The following is a 17281-nucleotide window of genomic DNA, read 5'->3' as shown; positions in this document are numbered from 1 at the left end:
CTACTGCTGCTTCTGGGTTTCGGAGAGCTTGACCTCGATCTTCCCGGCCAGGTCGTTCGCGTTGCGCATGGCTTCGTCGAAGGACGAGCCGAGCGCGCCGATGCCGCCGAAGATGTTGTTGCCGAGCGGCGGCCGCTTGATCAGGTCGCCGGGTTTCGCGAAGATCTTCAGGTAGTACAGGGCTTCCGATTCGCTCACCGCCGGCGGGACGTCGATCGAGGCGATCACTCCACCGGGGCAGATCAGGCACATCGCGGCGGTGTGCACCCCGGTCGGGCTGAAATGCCGCACGTCCGGCCGCACGCCTCGGGAGACGTCCATGAGGCCTCTGATCGGGTCGTAGCCAGCCGAAAGCCGTGCCATGTGGTCGAGTCCCCCGCCGCCGGGGCGGACGGCGATCTCCAGCAGGAACGGCTTGCCCTGGTGGAACCGGACCTCGGCGTGCAACGCGCCGCGGGTGAGCCCCTGCGCCCGCACCCCGGCGGTCACCACGGCGTGTACCTCGGCCACCTCTTCGGGAGTGAGCGACGTCGGAGCGTGGTGCACGTCGTCGTCGAAGGTCTCGCCCTCCGAAGTGACCCTGTCCACAATGGACCCGAGGTAGACCTCGTCGTCCCAGGCGAGCGCTTCGATGAGATGTTCGTGTCCGTCCAGGAAGGACTCGACGAGCAACCCGTGCGGGCCGAGGTCCAGCCCTTCGGCCTCCATGTTGTACCAGGTCATCCGGTCGATCCCGGCGCGCGCCTGCGCGTAGCGCTCCCGCATCTTCTCCGCGTCGTCGACGCGGAAGACGAAGTTGCTCGCCGCGCCGAGGGTCGGCTTGAGGATCACCGGGTAACCGAAGTCCTCGGCCGCCTGCAGGGCCGCGTCGAGGTCCTCGACGAAGCGGAAGTCCGGATGCGCGGCGCCGCCCTTCTCGTGTGCCTGCCGCATGATCAGCTTGTTCCGGCTCGTCCGCGCCGCGTCGACGCCGATCCCGGGCAGGCCGAGTGCTTCCGCGACCGCGGCGACCAGGACCACGCCGGATTCGGAGAAGGTGAGCACGCCGTCGAAGGATTCCTCGGCGTGCCAAGCCTTCGCCTGGCGGACGAGGTCGTCGATGTGGTTGCTGCCGGCGATCCGGTAGCGCTCCCGCGGCCAGAGGTCTTCCGTGCCGATCCCGTTGAGCACGTACAGCACGCCGCCGAAGTCCTCGATCTGCTGATACCGGGGCAGGTAGTAGTAGGAGTTCTGGCTGGCTTCCAACGCGAGCAGTTTCACGACACACCTCGTAGGGCAGGGCGGGTTGGGTGGACGCCGGACGCGCGGATGAGCGGCCGGTCGAGCGGTTCGAGTCCGGTCGGGGCCGGATCCGCACCGGTCAGGCGGGCGGCGAGGGACCGGGCGATCAGCGGAGCGAACTTGAAGGACGAGCCGCCGCACGCGGCGTAGGACAGCACACGGTCGCCGAGGACGGCGAGCATCGGGCCGAGGGTGGAACGCCGGGCCAGATAGTGACAGTCCCGGGTGTCGACCAGCCAGTCCCGGCGGAAACCCGGGATCAGCGCGGCGAACGTGTCGATCAGGTGCTCACGCCACCACGAGGGCGCCGTGCCGCCTACGACGTCGTCGACGACCCGGCAGGCGCTCGCGGCGCTGAGCTTCAGCGGCGTCCCGGCGACCGGCGGGACCAGCCACGCGCCGCCGGGAGTGCCGAGTGACGTGATCGCCGGGGTCGCCGCCCACGCGGCGGCGTCGGCGGGCGGGACGTCGCAGTAGAGCATCGTCTGCCGGTGCAGCACGAGTTCCCTGGACAGCTCCGGGGCAAGCAACTCCCGCGACCACGGCCCGGCCGCCAGCAGCACGGCGTCCCCCCGCAGGATCCCGCCGTCGGCCAGCCGCACCTCGGCACGGTCGGCGTCGACACCGACCACCTTGCGATGCGGGTGAAGTTCGGCGTGCGCGTGCCAGCGGAGCCGGCCGGCACAGGCCGCCAGTACCCGGTCGGCGAGCAGGACCCCGGCGTAGGACTCGAGAACCGCGCCCGTTCCGGGGTGGAACCCGGCGTGCGGGAACGCGTCGGCGAGTTCGCCCGCACCGAACACCTCAGCCTTCGAACCGGCCGCGGTCAGCAGTTCCCGCGCGGCCGCCGCCTTCTCCGCGTCGATCGCGGTGAGCGCGCCGACCTGTTCGTAGAACCTCGTGCTCAGCAGTCGTTCGAGTTCGATCCACGCGTGATGAGCGCTGACGGCGGCCGCCGTGGTGGCGAGGTCGCCGGGATGCAGGGCACGCAGCACGCGGTGACGATCGAACGAAGTGGCACCGGAGAACGGGATGTCGGCCTGGTCGGCGACGATCACCTCGTGCCCGGCCGACACGCACTCGATGGCGGTCAGCAGCGCGATGACGCCGCCGCCCGCGAGCACGACTCGCATGGCCTTCCCCCTCCGGGCGAAAGTGGGCGCGACGGGATGCCCGGATGCCACCACTGGGGAGGTGGCATCCGGGTCCTACCCCCGTCGGGCAGGGATTCAGGAAGCTCGCGGGGTCACGAACGTGTCGTTGATGACGTAGCCGTCGAGGCCGTACGTCTCCCCGTACTCGATGAGATCACTGGTGCGGTTGAGGAAACCGCGCCCGTTGTTGTTCAGCGAGGTGTTGCACAGCACGCTGAACCCGGTCTGCTCGCGGAACGCCTCGAGCAGGTCGGTGATGCCGGCGTTGCGCTCCCGCGTCACCGTCTGGGTGCGCGCGGTGCCGTCGACATGCGTGATGGCCTTCAACTCGTCGGAGGTGACGTGGTTGAAGTACAGCATGTACGGATCCTGCACCGAGCCGACGAACCACTTCGGCGCGTCGGATTCCAGCGCGATCGGCGCGATCGGGCGATAGTCCTCACGGCGCTTGATCTTGTTGAGCCGCACGGTGGTGTCCACGGTGAACGGCGCGGCCAGGATCGACCGGTTGCCCAGCGCCCGCGGCCCCATCTCGTACCGGCCCCTCGCCCAGCCGATGATGTTGCCGTCCTTGATGTACTTCGCGACCTCGCTCGCCACGAGTGGCCGGGTCTCGTACTTGGCCGGATCCGGGACGACGTCCTCGACGAAGTCCTCCCCCGCGTAGACGTCCCACTCGATGGTCGCCTGCCCGGTGTAGAACCATTGCGCGTCGATGGCCGTGCCCAGCGCGGAACCGCTGTCGTTGGGACACGGCGGCACGAACACCGAGGAGAACAGGCCGCTCTCCCGCCACAACCGGTTCCAGTCGCAGTTCAGCCCGCAACCACCGGAGATCAGCAGCGGCAGGCCTTCGGTCAGGTTCTTCTCGGCGTAGTCGTGGAACCGGCCGAAGATCGCCTGTGAGTGCTTGGCCGCCGCGTTGCGGTATTCCTGCGACCACACCCCGGCGTTGTACAGATGGGACCAGGACATCTCCTCTTTGGACAGACCGAGGATGATGCCGTCGCGGTCGAGGATGAAGTCGATGGTCTTCTGCTCGTCCGGGGTGAGCGGGCCGGGTTCGGCGAACCCGGTCAGCGCCATCTGCTTGCCGGCGTCGTTGAACCGGAACTTTCCCTTGCCGAGCGGGAAACCCGGATCCGCCAGCGCGAAGAGATAAGCGTACTTCGCGCCGGGGTCGGTCAGCACGTGCTGCAGGTGAGTGGCCTCACCGCGCTCGTCGATCCGGTAGAAGTCCCCGATGTTCCCTTCCCACACCAGGGAGTAGTACTCCTGGCCGGGTGCCGCGGGCGCCATCCCCAGCGAGGTGTAGATATGCGAGCGCTCGTGGGTCGAGGAGAAGTAGCGCACGTCCTTGCCGAAGAACTTGCCAGCCTCGTCGGAGATCGCGCCCTCGCCGACACCGAAGTATCCGGTGCGGGACGGGGGTTCCACCGAGAACTCACCCTTGACCCAGCCGCCGAGCGCCACCACGTCGGGTTGCTTGTCGAGCATCCCCGCCGCTCGCGCCATCAGCTCGCCGGTGATCCGGTCGTAGCGCGGGTAGTTGTCCTTTTCCGACTCCAGCGCGAACAGCAGCTTGCCGTCCTCGATCGCCACGATCCCGCCATCGTGACCCTCTTTCATGGACAGAATCAGCATTGTGTCACCGAATTTCGCTCGCCTTCATTCGTCGACTCATTCAAGCCGCGCCGTCCGTTGACCGGAAGCGTCGCGCGGGGAGAACAATCAACCTTCGGACGAGCCCCCCGGCAGGGTGCGCACGGTCTCGTGGCGCAGCGCCTCGAACGCGTTCTTCCGCGCCCGGCGGCCCGCCATCGGGACCGCGACGGCGAGCGGGTTCGGCTCCCGGTACAGCCCGGCGGCGAACGCGCTGACCAACCGGGAGACCGCGTAGCGCCCGGCGACGTTGGCGCGTTGGAGAAGTCCGGCGTCCACGACGGATTCGAGGAGTTCGTCCGCGGTCTCGATCGTGCTGCCCATCGCCGCGGCTACGCCGATCGACGTCGTCCAGCCCGCCCCGTTCTGCCCGAAGTGGTGGATGGCCTCCCGTCCGGCGGGCGGAAGATGTTCGTACGCCGAGGCGAACCGGTCACGGACGTTGACGTCGCCGACACAGAGGCTGTCCATGAGCCGGTCGCGATCCGCGAGCTGGCCCGCGGTGTAGGCGATCGCCCATTCGGGGCGCGCGGCGATCTTGCGGCCGACGATGTTGATCGCCAGCGGAAGATCCCCGCACAGGTCGGCGATCGCGTCGGTCGCGTCGTGTTCGGCGCGGACGCGGTTTCCGCCTGCGATGCGCCCGATCAACGCCAGCGATTCGGTGCGGGTGAACGTGTCCAGCTCGATCCGGTTCGTGTCCTCCAGTCCGAGCAGCCGGGCGCGGCTGGTGACCACGACCTGGCTGTGCGTCGCCTGGCCCAGCAACGGCCGCACCTGTCCTTCGTCGCTCACTCCCGCCAGCAGCACGAACAACCGGCGTTCGGCGAGCAAGGACCGGTACAGCCCGATGCGCTGCATCGGGTCGTCGGGCACGAGATGCGCCGGCACCCCGAGCGCGCGCAGGAAACCGCGCACGATCCCGTTGGCCGAGCGGCCACCGGTCCCGCTGTTGCTCAGGTCGGCGTAAAGCTGCCCGTCCGGGAAGTCCGCGGCGACCTCTTCGGCCAGTCGCAACGCGAAGGCCGTTTTCCCTACACCGATCGGGCCACTGACGACCAACGGCACTTTGACCGGCCCGGTCGCCCCGATCATCCCGGCGGCCTCGGCCAGATTCCTTTCCCGGCCGACGAAAGTCCTCGATCCCATCGGCAGTTGCGCCGGACGGGCGAGGTGGATGACGCCGGATGCCAGCGCGTGCGCGCCATCCGCCGGGATCTCGGCCGTCGGCGGTGCGGCCACCCGCTCCTCGCGTGCCTCGACGCCGCCTCCCGTTTGCCCGGCGACACTCCGCCAGCGCCGTTCCCACGCCGCGCGGTCACCGCCGCACGCGGAGACGAACGCCAGTGTCACGGCGAGGGTGGGCAGCCGGTGGCCGCTGGCCGCGCTGGACAGCACAGAGGGCGCGAACAGCGCCGTCCTGGCGAGTTCCCGGTAGCTCGGGTTTCCCGCCCGGTTCCGTAATACCCGCAGATCATGAGCGAATGCGGCGATCGGACCAGTGGAGCCGTCCAACGGTCGCTCGGGTCTGCCCATGCCATCTCCTCCCCTGGATGGGGCAACGCGATCGCGCTGCGTAACCGACATCCTTGTGGCCTTCCTGGCCACAACCCTAAAGGACCAATGAACCATGCAGCAGATACAAATAGGTGACTCAATGTACAAAGTCCAATAGTTGGACGGGTAAATTCACCTGCTTGGTGGCACCGGATAGGGTTCCGCCATGTCCAGCTCCCTCCCCCCCCTCGCCGAACTCCGGCGCACCGCCGAAGTGTTCAACGGGTTCGCGAATGCCGACACCTCCTGGCTTCGTCTCACCCGAGAAACGCGGTCAGCGATCGACCTGTCACAGGCCGCACATCGCACAATTCTTCTTCGCTGGTTGAACTCGTGGGGTTGCCGAATCCGGTATCCGCGCGAAGGCGAGCCCGCTCCCTTCGACGACGGGATCCGGACCTGGTGGGAGACCTGGGGCGCCGCCCTGCCGGAGGCCGATCTCGCCCACCTCACGGACGCGGGGATCGACACGGCCGCGAAGGCGTACGCGGACCTCTCCGGCGTCGTCGTCTCGGCGGGGCGGACGAGGCGCACCCTGGGTCCGACCGCGGCCGCGAAGGCACTGTATGCTTTGCGCCCCAACACGATCATGCCGTGGGACGCCGCCATCGCGGTCACCCTCCACGGCGCCAGGGACGGCGCCGCGTTCGGCAGGCACCTGCGACTCGGCCGCGAGTGGGCCGCCGCCGTGATCGCGGAGGCGAACTCGAACGGCGACGGTATTTCTGCCCTGGTGGGCAGGCCGGTGTCACTGGCGAAGGTCCTCGACGAATACCTTTACGTCGCCATCACCATGGGCGCCAAGGGTGACTGGGGAACGAAACGCGGAGAATGGTGGAAAAATGGTAACCGGGGATGATGTCAGGAAGATCGCTTCGGAGCTACCCCGGGCCTATGAGGCACTGGTCCGGGACCGGGTGAAGTTCCGCGTGGGGCGAATCGTGTTCCTTTCGCTCTCGCCCGACGAAACCGTACTGGGATTCGGCTATCCCAAAGAGGAGCGGGAAGCGCTGGTGGCGGGCGAACCGGACAAGTTCATGATGCCGATCGCGTCCGATATGCGCTATCAGTGGGTCCGCGTCCGGCTGTCCGCGATCGATTACGAAGAGTTACGAGAGTTGATCGTCGACTCTTGGCGAATGTGCGTACCGAAGAAGGTCTGGGCGGAATACCTCGAAAAGAACCCGCGCTGACACGCCTTTCGACGTGAGCCATTTGGCGCCGCCGACTACCCTTTTCGGTCCCGTGAATTCCCTTTCGGGCGGATCCTCTCCCGGGGCATCCGGCCCTCACCGCGGATCTGGGGGCGGCGAATGTCATAAGGGGTCCCCATGGGACGAATTTCGTCCTATGGGGACCCCTTATGACACCCCCCGGAACCGAAGCCGCCCCACCCGCCCGGATTCGCGCGAAGGCCCCTTCCCTCAACCGAGCCGCACTGCCAGGCACCCAAGGGTGGCCCCCCTGCACCCCTATGGTCCACAAAGGACACTACTCAGCCAGAAATGTCCGATTGACTCCGTTTGACCGTATATCGCGGTCCGTGAAGGCCTCTCGGAGTCATGGGGTTGTTGCAACACCGTCTGATGGAGGGCGGGGTTGTGGTGGTGCGGGTTCATCGGTGGTTGCCGCGGTCGGTGCGGGTGGCGTTTTGGGAGCAGGTCCGGGCCGGGGTGGCGGCGAAGCCGGCGGCCCGGGCGGTGGGCTTGTCCCCGACGACGGGGGTGCGGTTGTTCCGGCAGGCTGGCGGGGTGATCGGTAACGCACCCACCCGGCCTGGTCCGGTCCGGTTAAGCCTGGCCGAGCGGGAAGAGATCGCCTGCCTGACCGCGGCAGGGCAGGGGCCTCGCGCGATCGGGCGGGTGATCGGCCGCCCGGCCTCGACGGTGTCACGCGAGGTGGCCCGTAACACCGGCACCTCCGGTGCCTATCGGGCGGTCAGTGCCCAGCACGCGGCTGAGGAACGCGCGAAACGCCCGAAGGTCGCGAAACTGGCCGCGGACGCCTCGTTGCGCCAGGTGGTGCAGGCCGGACTGGACCGGAAATGGTCCCCGCGTCAGATCTCCCGGAGACTGGTGCTGGAGTTCCCCGACCGGCCGGAGATGCGGGTGTCACACGAAACGATCTACCAATCCTTGTATGTCCAGGGAAAGGGTGCGCTGCGCCGCGAACTGACCGCCGCGTTGCGGACCGGGCGGGCACTGCGGATGCCACGCCGTCAGGCCCAGGCCCGCCGGGAACGCACCCCCGGCGGGCTCAAGGACATGGTCAACATCTCCGCCCGGCCCGCCGAGGCCGCCGACCGCGCGGTCCCCGGGCACTGGGAAGGCGACCTGATCCTGGGCAAGGACAACAAGTCCGCGATCGGAACCCTGGTCGAACGCTCGACCCGGTTCGTGATGCTGCTGCACCTGCCCCACGGACGCGACGCCGCCACCGTCGCTCACGCCATGACCGAGATCATCCACACCCTGCCACCACTGCTGGCCAAGTCCCTGACCTGGGACCAAGGCAAAGAAATGGCCCACCACCAGCAGATCACCCTGGCCACCGGCCTGGACATCTACTTCTGCGACCCTCACGCACCCTGGCAACGCGGCACCAACGAGAACACCAACGGCCTGCTCCGCCAATACTTCCCCAAAAGCACCGACCTCACCCAGCACACCCCAGCCGACCTCGCCCGCGTCGCCACCGAACTCAACGGACGACCCCGAGAGACCCTCGGCTGGCACACACCCGCCGAAGCCCTCGAAGCACTACTCTCAGACCAACAAACAATGCGTGTTGCAACCACCATGTGAATCCGCCCCTCCTTGAGGGACTCTGGATCCCTCAAGGAGGCCTTCACGGACTTCCGACACTGGCCTCACCGCAGGTCTGGGCGGCGCGTGAAGGCCCCCTTCCCTCGGCTGAGCCGTGGGAAGGGGGCCTTCACGCGCGTAAGCAGGCAGCCAGGCCCGACCTACTCGGCGACCTCCTCGATAGCCGAGATCCCCCGCGAGCCGTGGGCCCCGTACCGCTCCCACACCTCGTTCAGCCGGATCCGCCCGTCCGGCAGGAACTCCGGGGTGTTCGTACTGTGCCCCGAGATCACCTGCCCACCGGCCAGCACCATCGTGTAAGCCAGCTCGATCGTCCCGTCCTCGCCGCATTTCCCGGTCAGCGACCCGAGCCGCACGCCGCCGCCGGTCAGTTCGGCCCACACCAGGTCGTCCTTCTGCCGGTACAGCGTCACCGGCGCGTCCGGGTCGGCGCTGACCTTGCGGAACCGTTTGCCGTCGTAGTTGATCATGCGTCCTGCTCCTTCGGTCCGGAAGAACCCGGGAACCAGAGATCGTCCGGGGTGAGGTCGGCGAGGTCGTACTTCCCGAGCGCGCTGGCGAGCAACCGCAGTTCGAGTTCGAGACACCGCACCAGCCGCACGAGCCCTTCGGTCGCGTCCTCGTCGACGGCGAGCAGCGCCGCCCGGCCGAGGCCGACCGCCGAAGCACCCATGGCCAGGCATTTCAGCGCGCGGGACCCTTCCCAGATCCGGCCCGACACCAGCAGCGACGCGTCGTGCTTCCCGACCCGCCGCAGGCATTCCACCAGCGGCAACCCCACCTGGTCGAGGAACACCGACGGCGCCCACCCCGTGCCGCCTTCGGCACCGTCCACGGTGACCGCGTCCGCTCCCGCCGCCCAGGCGACCCGCGCCGCCTCGTCGACGTCCCGGCCGGGGTGCAGTTTCACCCAGGCACGCGCCCGCGGGTAGTTGTTGCGCATCAGGTGGATCTGCTGGCGCAGGATTTCCCCGGTGAACGTGCCGGGACTGCTCGAACGCAGCACCATCGCGGTGTCCGTGCCGAAGGCTTCGTCCACTGTGTACTGTTCGGCGACCTCGCCGGCGGCCGTGCGCGAGAGGACGGTCATCCCGCCGAGACCCGGCTTGGCACCCTGGCCGACCTTCAGCTCGAACGCCAGCCGCCCGCTCTCCAGCAGTTTCGTCGCGGACGGGTCGCTGTAGACGAGGTTCCAGACCTCCGCGTCGGCGTCCTCGGTGCTCTGCTGCACCACCACGCCGCCCAGCCCGTCCGGCACCGCCCCGGCGTACGCGCGGATCCGGCCGAGCAGGCCGTCTTCGGCGCTTTCGCCCATCCGGCCGTAGCCGTGCATGGGCACGACGTTCTCGCCGATCACCATCGGCATCCCGAGCCTGCCCGCCTGCTCGCTCGCGGCGATCCCGAGACCGCTGCCCGCCACCTGCGTGGATCCGAACGCGCACAGGAACACCGGCGACGGCGCCGTGAAGCCGCCCAGGACCGTCGTGAGCCCGACATCGCCGTAGACCGGTTCCCGCGCGAGGTCGAACATCTTCTCCAGGCGCCGCGGGACGAACACCGGCGGCACGATCCGCGCGCGGTCGAGTTCGTCCGTGCCCGAATCGACGTCCGCGCCGAACAACGTGCGGCCGTATCCCCCGACGTCGGGGAAGATCGCCGCACTGCCTTCCCGCGCCCGTGCGCGGATCGCGTCCTCCGGGAGCTGCCGCGCGGTGATCACGGCGCCGCGATCCCGGGCAGCTTCGGGTACGCGTTCGCCTGCCAGACCGCGTCCAGCCCGGCGAGGTAGCGCGTCACCCGTTCCAGCCCCATCCCGAACCCGGCGCTCGGCGGCAGCCCCTCGCGGGCGAGGTCGAGGTACCAGGCGTACTTCGCCGGGTTCTCCCCCGTCTCCCGCATCCGCTCGATGAGCCGCCGGTACTCGTGCGTGCGCTCACCGCCACTGCACAGTTCGCCGAACCCGTCCGAAGCGATGAGGTCGAAGTTCCGCAGCACACCCGGTTCCGTGCTCGACTCGCCGTCGGTGAACCCGCGTGACCCCTTGGGATAGTCGACGATGAAGAACGGCCTGTTCGTCTGCCCCGAGATGATCCGCTCGCCCTGCCAGTCGATCTCCGCGTCGGCGCTCTGCCCGTGCAGCAGGCCCCGCAGCCGCGACACCGCCTCCTGGTGCGTCATCCGCTCGAAGTCCTCTTCCAGCAGCGGCGTGAACGCGTCCTGGTCCCGGCCGAGCGCGGCGAGGTCCATTTTGGACTCTCGCAGCGTGTAGGTGACCACGTGCCGGAGCAGTCCCTGCGCGAGATCGAGGACGTCCTCGCGGCTCGCCCGCGCGACCTCGACGTCGATCTGGGTGAACTCCACCAGATGCCGTCCGGTGGTGGCGGTCTCCAGCGGCTCCAGCCGCACGTTGGGGGCGACGTAGAAGATCTTGTCGAACGCCAGCAGCGAGGCCTGTTTGTACAGGATGACGCTGGTCATCATCTTGTACTTGTGCCCGTAGTAGTCGACGTCGACCTGTTTGGCGCCGCGGCAGCCCGGGTCGGTCACCGGACCGATCAGCGGCGGCTGCAGTTCCACGAACCCGTTCATGCCGAGGTATTCGCGGGTGCCCGCGGTGATGCTGTTCTGGATGCGCAACGCCGCCTGCGTCACCGGTGACATCAGGTGCTCGCGGGTTCCCGGCGGCAGTGCCTGCTCCGGTGTTCCGGTCATGTCCTACTCCCCTGTCTTGGTTGCACGTTCTCGATTCCCGGCATCCCGAACCGCTCGTCGAACGACCGCTCGACGTACCGGAGCGCGTCGAGCAGGTCGCCCGAGGTCATCCGCCGGTCCTCGGGCAGATCGACGAGATCGCCCAGCGGCATCGCGCCGATCCGCTGCCATTCCAGGCGCCCGGTGGAGTCCAGCCGTCCGCGTGCCCGGCCGGCGTTGTCCGGATGCAGGCAGAACGGGACGTCCAGCTGCCCCCGCGCGAACGCGGTGACCAGCGCCCGCCCCAGATCGGCGTCGAGCGAAAGGACGTTGTCCACCAACGTCTTCGCCTGCGCGTGGATCCCGGTGTCGCCGAGACGCCCGATCCGGGAGACACCCCGGGCGGCCTCGGCGGCGTGCTCCAGCGCGGTCACGTTCTCTTCCACGGTCGGCAGCCGGTGCGCTTCGGCGGTGGTCTTGACGATCAGCCTGCTCGCACCGGTGCGGGCCGCCAGCCGCGCGGACTCCGCGATCAGCGCGAGCGCGCCGCCGGGAGTCCTCGGGTAGACGCCCATGTAGCCGTAGACCACCACATGCGTCCGCGCGTGCGGCACGTATTCCCTGATCAGGGCGTGCAGCGCGGCGATCGCTTCCTCGTCCTGCCCGGCGTGGGTCTGCTGCGCGTAGCTGAAGGACAGGCAGCGGACGCCGTGCCGCCAGAAGAACATCCCTTCCAGCACACTGAGCGCGACCAGCAGCGCGGGCGGGCACAGCTGCCCCATCATGCAGCCGCCGAAGGTCTCCAGATGCGGCTCCAGCTCCGGGCTCCTGGCGGCCGCCAGCGTTTCGCAGCAGCGCCGCCAGTTGTCGACCGCCGCCGAGAGCGGCATCCGGCTGTAGGGCAGGCAGTACGACACCGGCCCGCCCTCGGTCGCGTGCAGCCCGAAGTCCAGCAGCGTCTCGACGATCCGGCGGGGATCCGCCGAACCGTGCCGGATCTGCACCGGGAAGTCGCTGGTCAGCACCCCGTCGAGTAATGCCGTCGTGGTGGCGGGATCGTGGTCGGCGAGCGGATAGCCGTTGAGATCGGCGCCGACGGCGAGCGCCGCCCGTGCCGCCTCGTGGTCGCCGACCCTGGTGTAGCTGTCGATCGTGATGGTGCCGACCGTCGCGGCCCGCGCCGCCCTGGTCGCCAGCAGGCCCCGCGTCATCCGCTCCGGATCGGCGAACCCCATCCGCGGCTGGACGACCAGCTCCCCCTCGGCGTGACGGCGGGCGACCACCTCGCCGAACGAAAGTCCCCGTCGCGGGGTGAGCACGCTCATCCGGCACCCAGCGGGACACCGGGGGTGCGCACGGACAGCGTGCGCAGGAAGCTCCGGAACGGGCTCAGCCCGCCGGAATCCTCGAACACCGCGTCGAATCCGGCCTCCAGCAGCCGGGCGGCGTTGCTCCCGCCCGTGACGTCGAGCTTGCCGCCGATGACGACCGGCGTCGTGACCAGCGACGGCTGCGCGCGGAAGGCGTCCATCAGCCGGACGCCGTCCTGGCAGCCGTGCCCGTTGAGGCTGCTGATCACCACCAGGTCCGGCCGCCGGACCGCGCATTCGCGCACGATCGTCGCGTCCGGGACGCAGGCGCCGAGATTGGTCACCCGGCAGCCCAGTTCCTCCAGCAACAGCTCCAGGTACACCAGGTTCCAGGTGTGCGCGTCGGACGAGAGGCCGGTGACGATCACGTCGAGTCCGGTGTCCGGGAGGGCGGGCTGGACGGCTTCGATGCTCATGGTGCGGCTTTCTCCCTCTCTTCGCCGTCCGGCCGCACGTCGATCTCGATCAGCGCGACCGCCTCTTCGGCCAGGCGTATCGCCTCGGCCGGGCTGCCCGCGGTCACCATCAGATCGCCGACGCGGTCCCACGAACTGCGCAGCCCGTCGAACCGGTCACCGGCCGCGACGCCGACGTCGCACAGGAACACGCCCTCGGCCTGCGACGCCTTCTCCACCCCGCGCACGTCGTCGATGACGCCGGGCTCGATGGACAGGAACCGCACGGCGGCCCCGCCTTCGGCCTTGCGCGGCAACACGTCTTCGACCGGCTCGCCCTTCATGACCGAGAAGTAGGCGCGGTTGAGTTCCACCGGGTAGGCCCGCTGGATCAGCTCGATGATGCCGTCACCCGCGAACCGGCCCGCGCATTCCACCAGGTACGGGACGCCGCCGGAAACGATCCATTCGCAGTGGACGATCCCGGTGCCGAACCCGGCCGCCTCGGTGAGCCGCCGCGTTTCCTCGTGCAGCGCCGCGGTCAGCTCGTCCGTGATGTCCGCCGGGACGATATGCGCGAGTTCCACCGGGCGTGGCCCGGGGAACAGCCGCTTGCCGGTGACGTTGGCGAACAGCGGTTCGCCGTCCCGCAGCAGCATCTCGACGCTGTACTCGTCGCCCTCGACGAAGGTCTCGGCCAGCATCTTCAGTTCCATCGCGCGGTCCGGGACGAAGACGCCTTCGTCCTGCACCACGCAGTTCGCCCACGCCTGCTCGGCCTCGGCCGGATCGGCGAGCACCTGGGTGCCCACCGACGCCTGCCGGTTCGCGGGCTTCAGCACGATCTTCCCCGGATGCCGCGCCATGAACTCGCGGACCTGCGCCGGGTTCTCGACGCGGGCCGAGTCCGGGTTCGCGATTCCCGCGGCCCGGCTGACCAGGCGCAGCACCCCCTTGTCCCGCAGGATCTGCGCCGCGCCGAACCCCGCGCCCGGCAGGCCGTACCTCTCCGCGAGCCGGGCCGCGAACGGCGTCGCGTACTCGGTCAGCGGCACCACCGCGGCCGGCTCGAGGTCGGGATGGACGTGGTAGAACTCGTCCGCCTTGCCGGGGAGGTGGAACTCCCATTCGATCAGCTCGCGCACCAGGGCCGAGCCCGCCACCGTCTCCCGCGCGCCGCGTTTGCGGACGACGTCGGGCTCTTCGACGAAGATGACCGACCCGTCTGGCTGGAAGTCCTTTATGGACGAACCCAGCGCGGCGGCCACGAAGCCGACCAACACCACCGGCCGCGTCATGACTCGTCCTCTCGCACGTAGTACCAGTTCTCGGGGTTGATCAGGCCGTACGGGTTGAGCGGGGTGAACCCGCGCAGGTTGCCGGCGACCTCGAACAGGCGCCGCGGGAACGTCGGCATGAAGATCACCGGGGCCTGGTCGGCGATGTACTCCTGGTACTCGTACAGCGCTTCGAGGTCGTCGGTGGTGACCGTCTTCGCGATCAGTTCGTCGGCCCTGGCGTCGCGGTAGTTGCTGAAGTTGCAGGCCGCCCCGCTCTGGAACAGGTTCTCGCCGGTCGGGGAGTTGTAGACCCAGCCGCCGCCCCAGCAGGACAGCTCCCACATCCGCGCCTCGCCGGGCCCGTCCTGGGCGACCAGTACCGAGCCCATCACCTCTTCGAGGCGGATCTCGATGCCGGCCTTGGCCGCGTCGTCCCGGAACTGCGCCATGAGCCGCGCCAGTGAAGGCCTGCCTTCCCAGTACCGCAGGGAAAAGCTCAGCTCGGTCCCGGCCGGGATCCCTTCGCCCGCCTCGCCGGGCCCGGTGCCGGGCCGCACGCACACCGCGGGCGACGCGCCGACATCCCAGCCGTTGTCGGCGAGCAACTGCCGCGCCTTCTCCAGGTCGAACGGCCAGAACCCGCCGCGTTCGGTGATCTTCGGCGAGACCAGCTCGCTCTTGGGCAGCACCGGGATCGACCCGGTCTGGCTCCAGCCGTAGCCCTGGTAGACCTCGCGGGCGCCGTACTCCTGGTCGAAGCAGCTCTGCAGGGCCTGCCGCACGTACGGCTGCCTGAGCAGGTGACCGGCGACCGTGGGGTTGCCGAAGTTCACCGCCATGAAGTTGATGTTGAACAGGATCTGCGGTTCCAGCTGGAATCCCTCGCCGAGCGGGTTCGGCCCGCCCTTCGTCGGGTCGCCGTCGGGCTGGACGCCCATCCCCGGCGGCAGGAAGCCGACCTGGACGTCACCGGACTGGAGCAGCTCGTACTGCTGTTCGTCCGACGTCGTCGAGACCTGGCGCAACTCGTCGAGGCGGGCGGGGTTGGGGCCGCTGTAGTGCTCGTTCGGGACGAAGGTGATGATGCCTTCCTCCGTATAACTCTTCAGCCGCCAGGGTCCGTTGACGACACTCCACACAGGACTGTCGGCCCATCGGGTGCGGTGGGCGTTGTCCTCGGCGACGGGATCCCCGTTCTCCGCCATCAGGAACTCGTACACCGCTTCGGCCTGGCCGATGTCGTGGGTCGCGTCGGCGGGGCCGTCCGCGGTGCGGTCCCACGCCTTCGGCATCGGCGTGATCATGGTGAGCTGGTTCAGCAGCACCCAGTTCTTCGAGTACGCCTTGTCGAAGGTGAAGCTCACCTTGTCGTCGGCGACCTTCTCGAAGGACACCAGGTTGTCCGGGAAGTAGCCCTCGCTGTAGGCGCCGAACTTCGGCCCCTTCGTCTTCAGCATGTTCATCCAGAAGACGACGTTGTCCGCACACACCGTCTCGCCGTTGGACCATTTCCACGGTTTGATCCGGACCGTGCAGGTGCGGCCGGTCTCGTCCCACACCGGCTCTTCGCCGACGCTGAGGTCGTAGTCGATCGCGGGTTCGCCGTCGCGGCCGAGCCAGTAGAGGGGCCGGTACATCAGCATCTGGAACTCGTAGAGGTTCCGGATGCCGAAACGCTCTCCGGGGGTGAACGGGAAGATCACCGCGGGCGGGAACCCGGGAAGGCAGGCCCAGGTCGCCACGCCGCCCTTGATCGGCTTGTCCGTCATGGTTTTCGCTTCCTCCGAATTCGGCCGCGGTCAGGCGGCGGTCGCCTCGAGAACCTCGGCCGGCTGCTTCTTTTCCTGTGCCGACAGCGGTTTCGCCAGGCTGAAGTAGGTGCCGATCACGATCGCGCCCTGCAGGATCGCCAGGCCCCAGAACGCGTAGGGCACGCTGGTCGCGTCCGCCAGCGTGGAGAGACCCACCGTCGCGCCGACGCCGAGCCCGAGGCCGACCGCCTGGGTACCACCGAAGATCCGGCCGACCCGCTCCTCCGGGCTCGCCCGCATCAGCAGGGTCCTGGCCGCGATCCGGCCCTGGGCAAAGCAGAATCCGGCGAACGGGATGGCCGCCATCAGCACGATGTAGTGCAGGGGCTGGATCGCCAGGCAGACCAGGTTGCCGAGGGTGCCGAGCACGGCCAGGTGGATACCCTTGAACCGCTTGCTGACCTTGCCGTACAGGGCGGCACCGACGATGAAGCCGACCCCGGCCAGCGCGTCGACCACACCGATCATCCACGCACCCTGGTCGAACGTCTGCAGGATCAACGTCGTCAGGATGACGTTGGCGACCATCAGGCCGATGTTCCCGTTGGCGTACAACAGCGCGAGCCGTTTGATCGGCTGGCGCGCCGGGACCTCCACCGGCACCGACGGATCGACGGCGGTCGTCGTCTCCGCGATCACCGGAGCCTTGGCGGGCTTACGGCCGATCGCGTAGACCAGGACGGCCGAGAGGACGAAGGTCAGCGAGTTGAAGATGAACAGCGGCGTGGCCCCGAACCAGATCACCAGGAACCCGGCGAGCGACGACGCGAGCAGCATGCCGGCGTTGCTCGCCATTTCGAAGTGCGAGTTGAACTTCCCGAGCCGCTCGTCGGCGATCCGTTCCTTGATCAGGCCGTTGCTCGCGGGCATGAACAACGCCGCGGTGCAGGCGAGCATGAAGTTCGCTATGTAGGACCCCAGGTTCGCGGGCCCGCCGATCCACAGCCACACCGGCAGGGCGAACGCGGTCATCGCGCTGACCAGGTCCGCGGCCACGCAGAGCATCCGCCGGTCGACCTTGTCGACCAGCTTGCCGAACAGCAGCGCGAGGCCGACCTGAGGGATCGACACCGCGATGAAGAGCCAGCCGACCGCCAGCGTGGTCTGTTCGGCGTGGAAGACCAGGATCGCGGCCGCGGTGATCTGGAACGCGTTGCCCGCCGTGGTGATGAAACCCGCCGGGACGAGCAGGCGTTCGGCGAGCCGGGAACTCCGGGCCGCGTCGGCGGAGAAGGTGCTGTCGAGTGACATGGGG

Annotated in this window: 15 protein-coding genes; 3 read left to right on the top strand and 12 right to left on the bottom strand. The window is 68.7% G+C overall.

Annotated elements, in window-relative coordinates; translation table 11 throughout:
* From SD37_RS16140 to SD37_RS16125, 4 genes are all read right to left on the bottom strand, one after another.
* A complete protein-coding gene (locus tag SD37_RS16140; RefSeq protein ID WP_044850718.1) occupies positions 1 to 1260 on the bottom strand; it encodes an ATP-grasp domain-containing protein in 1260 nt (419 codons plus the stop codon).
* Positions 1257 to 2414, bottom strand: coding sequence for an NAD(P)/FAD-dependent oxidoreductase (locus SD37_RS16135; RefSeq protein WP_044850719.1), 1158 nt, complete (start codon positions 2412 to 2414; stop codon positions 1257 to 1259). Before SD37_RS16135 ends, SD37_RS16140 begins: the two co-directional genes overlap by 4 nt.
* Before the next feature lie 96 nt (positions 2415 to 2510).
* Positions 2511 to 4064 carry a carbamoyltransferase C-terminal domain-containing protein gene (locus tag SD37_RS16130; RefSeq protein WP_236725383.1) on the bottom strand — a complete coding sequence of 518 codons (1554 nt, stop codon included), beginning with the start codon at positions 4062 to 4064 and terminating at the stop codon, positions 2511 to 2513.
* Between the two features lie 102 nt (positions 4065 to 4166).
* On the bottom strand, positions 4167 to 5633 hold the full coding sequence (locus SD37_RS16125; protein WP_044850721.1) for an ATP-binding protein: 1467 nt from the start codon (positions 5631 to 5633) through the stop codon (positions 4167 to 4169).
* 187 nt (positions 5634 to 5820) lie between these two features.
* On the opposite strand from SD37_RS16125, the gene SD37_RS16120 reads away from it, so the two are divergent.
* The 3 genes from SD37_RS16120 (at position 5821) to SD37_RS16110 (ending at position 8458) form a co-directional block, all read left to right on the top strand.
* Positions 5821 to 6513, top strand: coding sequence for a hypothetical protein (locus SD37_RS16120; RefSeq protein ID WP_044850722.1), 693 nt, complete (start codon positions 5821 to 5823; stop codon positions 6511 to 6513).
* Positions 6497 to 6847, top strand: a complete 351-nt coding sequence (locus SD37_RS16115) for an MmcQ/YjbR family DNA-binding protein (RefSeq protein ID WP_044850723.1) — start codon at positions 6497 to 6499, stop codon at positions 6845 to 6847. Before SD37_RS16120 ends, SD37_RS16115 begins: the two co-directional genes overlap by 17 nt.
* Positions 6848 to 7240: 393 nt before the next feature.
* A complete protein-coding gene (locus tag SD37_RS16110) occupies positions 7241 to 8458 on the top strand; it encodes an IS30 family transposase (protein WP_418189824.1) in 1218 nt (405 codons plus the stop codon).
* A gap of 161 nt (positions 8459 to 8619) precedes the next feature.
* On the opposite strand, the gene SD37_RS16105 is transcribed toward SD37_RS16110, so the two are convergent.
* The 8 genes from SD37_RS16105 to SD37_RS16070 are packed head-to-tail and all read right to left on the bottom strand — an operon-like array spanning position 8620 to position 17277.
* On the bottom strand, positions 8620 to 8949 hold the full coding sequence (locus SD37_RS16105) for an avidin-fold protein (RefSeq protein WP_044850177.1): 330 nt from the start codon (positions 8947 to 8949) through the stop codon (positions 8620 to 8622).
* Complete coding sequence (locus tag SD37_RS16100) at positions 8946 to 10199, bottom strand: glutamate synthase-related protein (RefSeq protein ID WP_044850178.1); 1254 nt, start codon at positions 10197 to 10199, stop codon at positions 8946 to 8948. Before SD37_RS16100 ends, SD37_RS16105 begins: the two co-directional genes overlap by 4 nt.
* Positions 10196 to 11191 carry an asparagine synthetase A gene (locus SD37_RS16095; RefSeq protein WP_044850179.1) on the bottom strand — a complete coding sequence of 332 codons (996 nt, stop codon included), beginning with the start codon at positions 11189 to 11191 and terminating at the stop codon, positions 10196 to 10198. Before SD37_RS16095 ends, SD37_RS16100 begins: the two co-directional genes overlap by 4 nt.
* On the bottom strand, positions 11188 to 12495 hold the full coding sequence (locus SD37_RS16090; protein WP_044850180.1) for a methylaspartate mutase: 1308 nt from the start codon (positions 12493 to 12495) through the stop codon (positions 11188 to 11190). The genes SD37_RS16095 and SD37_RS16090 overlap by 4 nt, the downstream gene beginning before the upstream one ends.
* Complete coding sequence (locus SD37_RS16085) at positions 12492 to 12956, bottom strand: cobalamin B12-binding domain-containing protein (protein ID WP_044850181.1); 465 nt, start codon at positions 12954 to 12956, stop codon at positions 12492 to 12494. Before SD37_RS16085 ends, SD37_RS16090 begins: the two co-directional genes overlap by 4 nt.
* Positions 12953 to 14233: an ATP-grasp domain-containing protein gene (locus SD37_RS16080; protein ID WP_044850182.1), complete on the bottom strand. Its 1281-nt coding sequence runs from the start codon at positions 14231 to 14233 to the stop codon at positions 12953 to 12955. The genes SD37_RS16085 and SD37_RS16080 overlap by 4 nt, the downstream gene beginning before the upstream one ends.
* A complete protein-coding gene (locus SD37_RS16075; RefSeq protein WP_065912845.1) occupies positions 14230 to 15984 on the bottom strand; it encodes an ABC transporter substrate-binding protein in 1755 nt (584 codons plus the stop codon). The genes SD37_RS16080 and SD37_RS16075 overlap by 4 nt, the downstream gene beginning before the upstream one ends.
* A gap of 30 nt (positions 15985 to 16014) precedes the next feature.
* Complete coding sequence (locus tag SD37_RS16070; protein WP_044850184.1) at positions 16015 to 17277, bottom strand: MFS transporter; 1263 nt, start codon at positions 17275 to 17277, stop codon at positions 16015 to 16017.
* Positions 17278 to 17281: the final 4 nt, after the last annotated feature.

Source organism: Amycolatopsis orientalis (assembly GCF_000943515.2).
Lineage (GTDB): Bacteria > Actinomycetota > Actinomycetes > Mycobacteriales > Pseudonocardiaceae > Amycolatopsis > Amycolatopsis orientalis.
The sequence above is the reverse complement of the archived record's forward strand: the minus strand, read 5'-3'. Positions and strand labels throughout refer to the sequence as shown.

Bases quoted from the DNA above. Each gene is read 5' to 3' on its own strand.
- SD37_RS16135 (WP_044850719.1), bottom strand. From the start codon at position 2,414: ATGCGAGTCGTGCTCGCGGGCGGCGGCGTCATCGCGCTGCTGACCGCC.
- SD37_RS16130 (WP_236725383.1), bottom strand. From the start codon at position 4,064: ATGAAAGAGGGTCACGATGGCGGGATCGTGGCGATCGAGGACGGCAAG.
- SD37_RS16125 (WP_044850721.1), bottom strand. From the start codon at position 5,633: ATGGGCAGACCCGAGCGACCGTTGGACGGCTCCACTGGTCCGATCGCC.
- SD37_RS16120 (WP_044850722.1), top strand. From the start codon at position 5,821: ATGTCCAGCTCCCTCCCCCCCCTCGCCGAACTCCGGCGCACCGCCGAA.
- SD37_RS16115 (WP_044850723.1), top strand. From the start codon at position 6,497: ATGGTAACCGGGGATGATGTCAGGAAGATCGCTTCGGAGCTACCCCGG.
- SD37_RS16110 (WP_418189824.1), top strand. From the start codon at position 7,241: ATGGAGGGCGGGGTTGTGGTGGTGCGGGTTCATCGGTGGTTGCCGCGG.
- SD37_RS16105 (WP_044850177.1), bottom strand. From the start codon at position 8,949: ATGATCAACTACGACGGCAAACGGTTCCGCAAGGTCAGCGCCGACCCG.
- SD37_RS16095 (WP_044850179.1), bottom strand. From the start codon at position 11,191: ATGACCGGAACACCGGAGCAGGCACTGCCGCCGGGAACCCGCGAGCAC.
- SD37_RS16090 (WP_044850180.1), bottom strand. From the start codon at position 12,495: ATGAGCGTGCTCACCCCGCGACGGGGACTTTCGTTCGGCGAGGTGGTC.
- SD37_RS16085 (WP_044850181.1), bottom strand. From the start codon at position 12,956: ATGAGCATCGAAGCCGTCCAGCCCGCCCTCCCGGACACCGGACTCGAC.
- SD37_RS16080 (WP_044850182.1), bottom strand. From the start codon at position 14,233: ATGACGCGGCCGGTGGTGTTGGTCGGCTTCGTGGCCGCCGCGCTGGGT.
- SD37_RS16075 (WP_065912845.1), bottom strand. From the start codon at position 15,984: ATGACGGACAAGCCGATCAAGGGCGGCGTGGCGACCTGGGCCTGCCTT.
- SD37_RS16070 (WP_044850184.1), bottom strand. From the start codon at position 17,277: ATGTCACTCGACAGCACCTTCTCCGCCGACGCGGCCCGGAGTTCCCGG.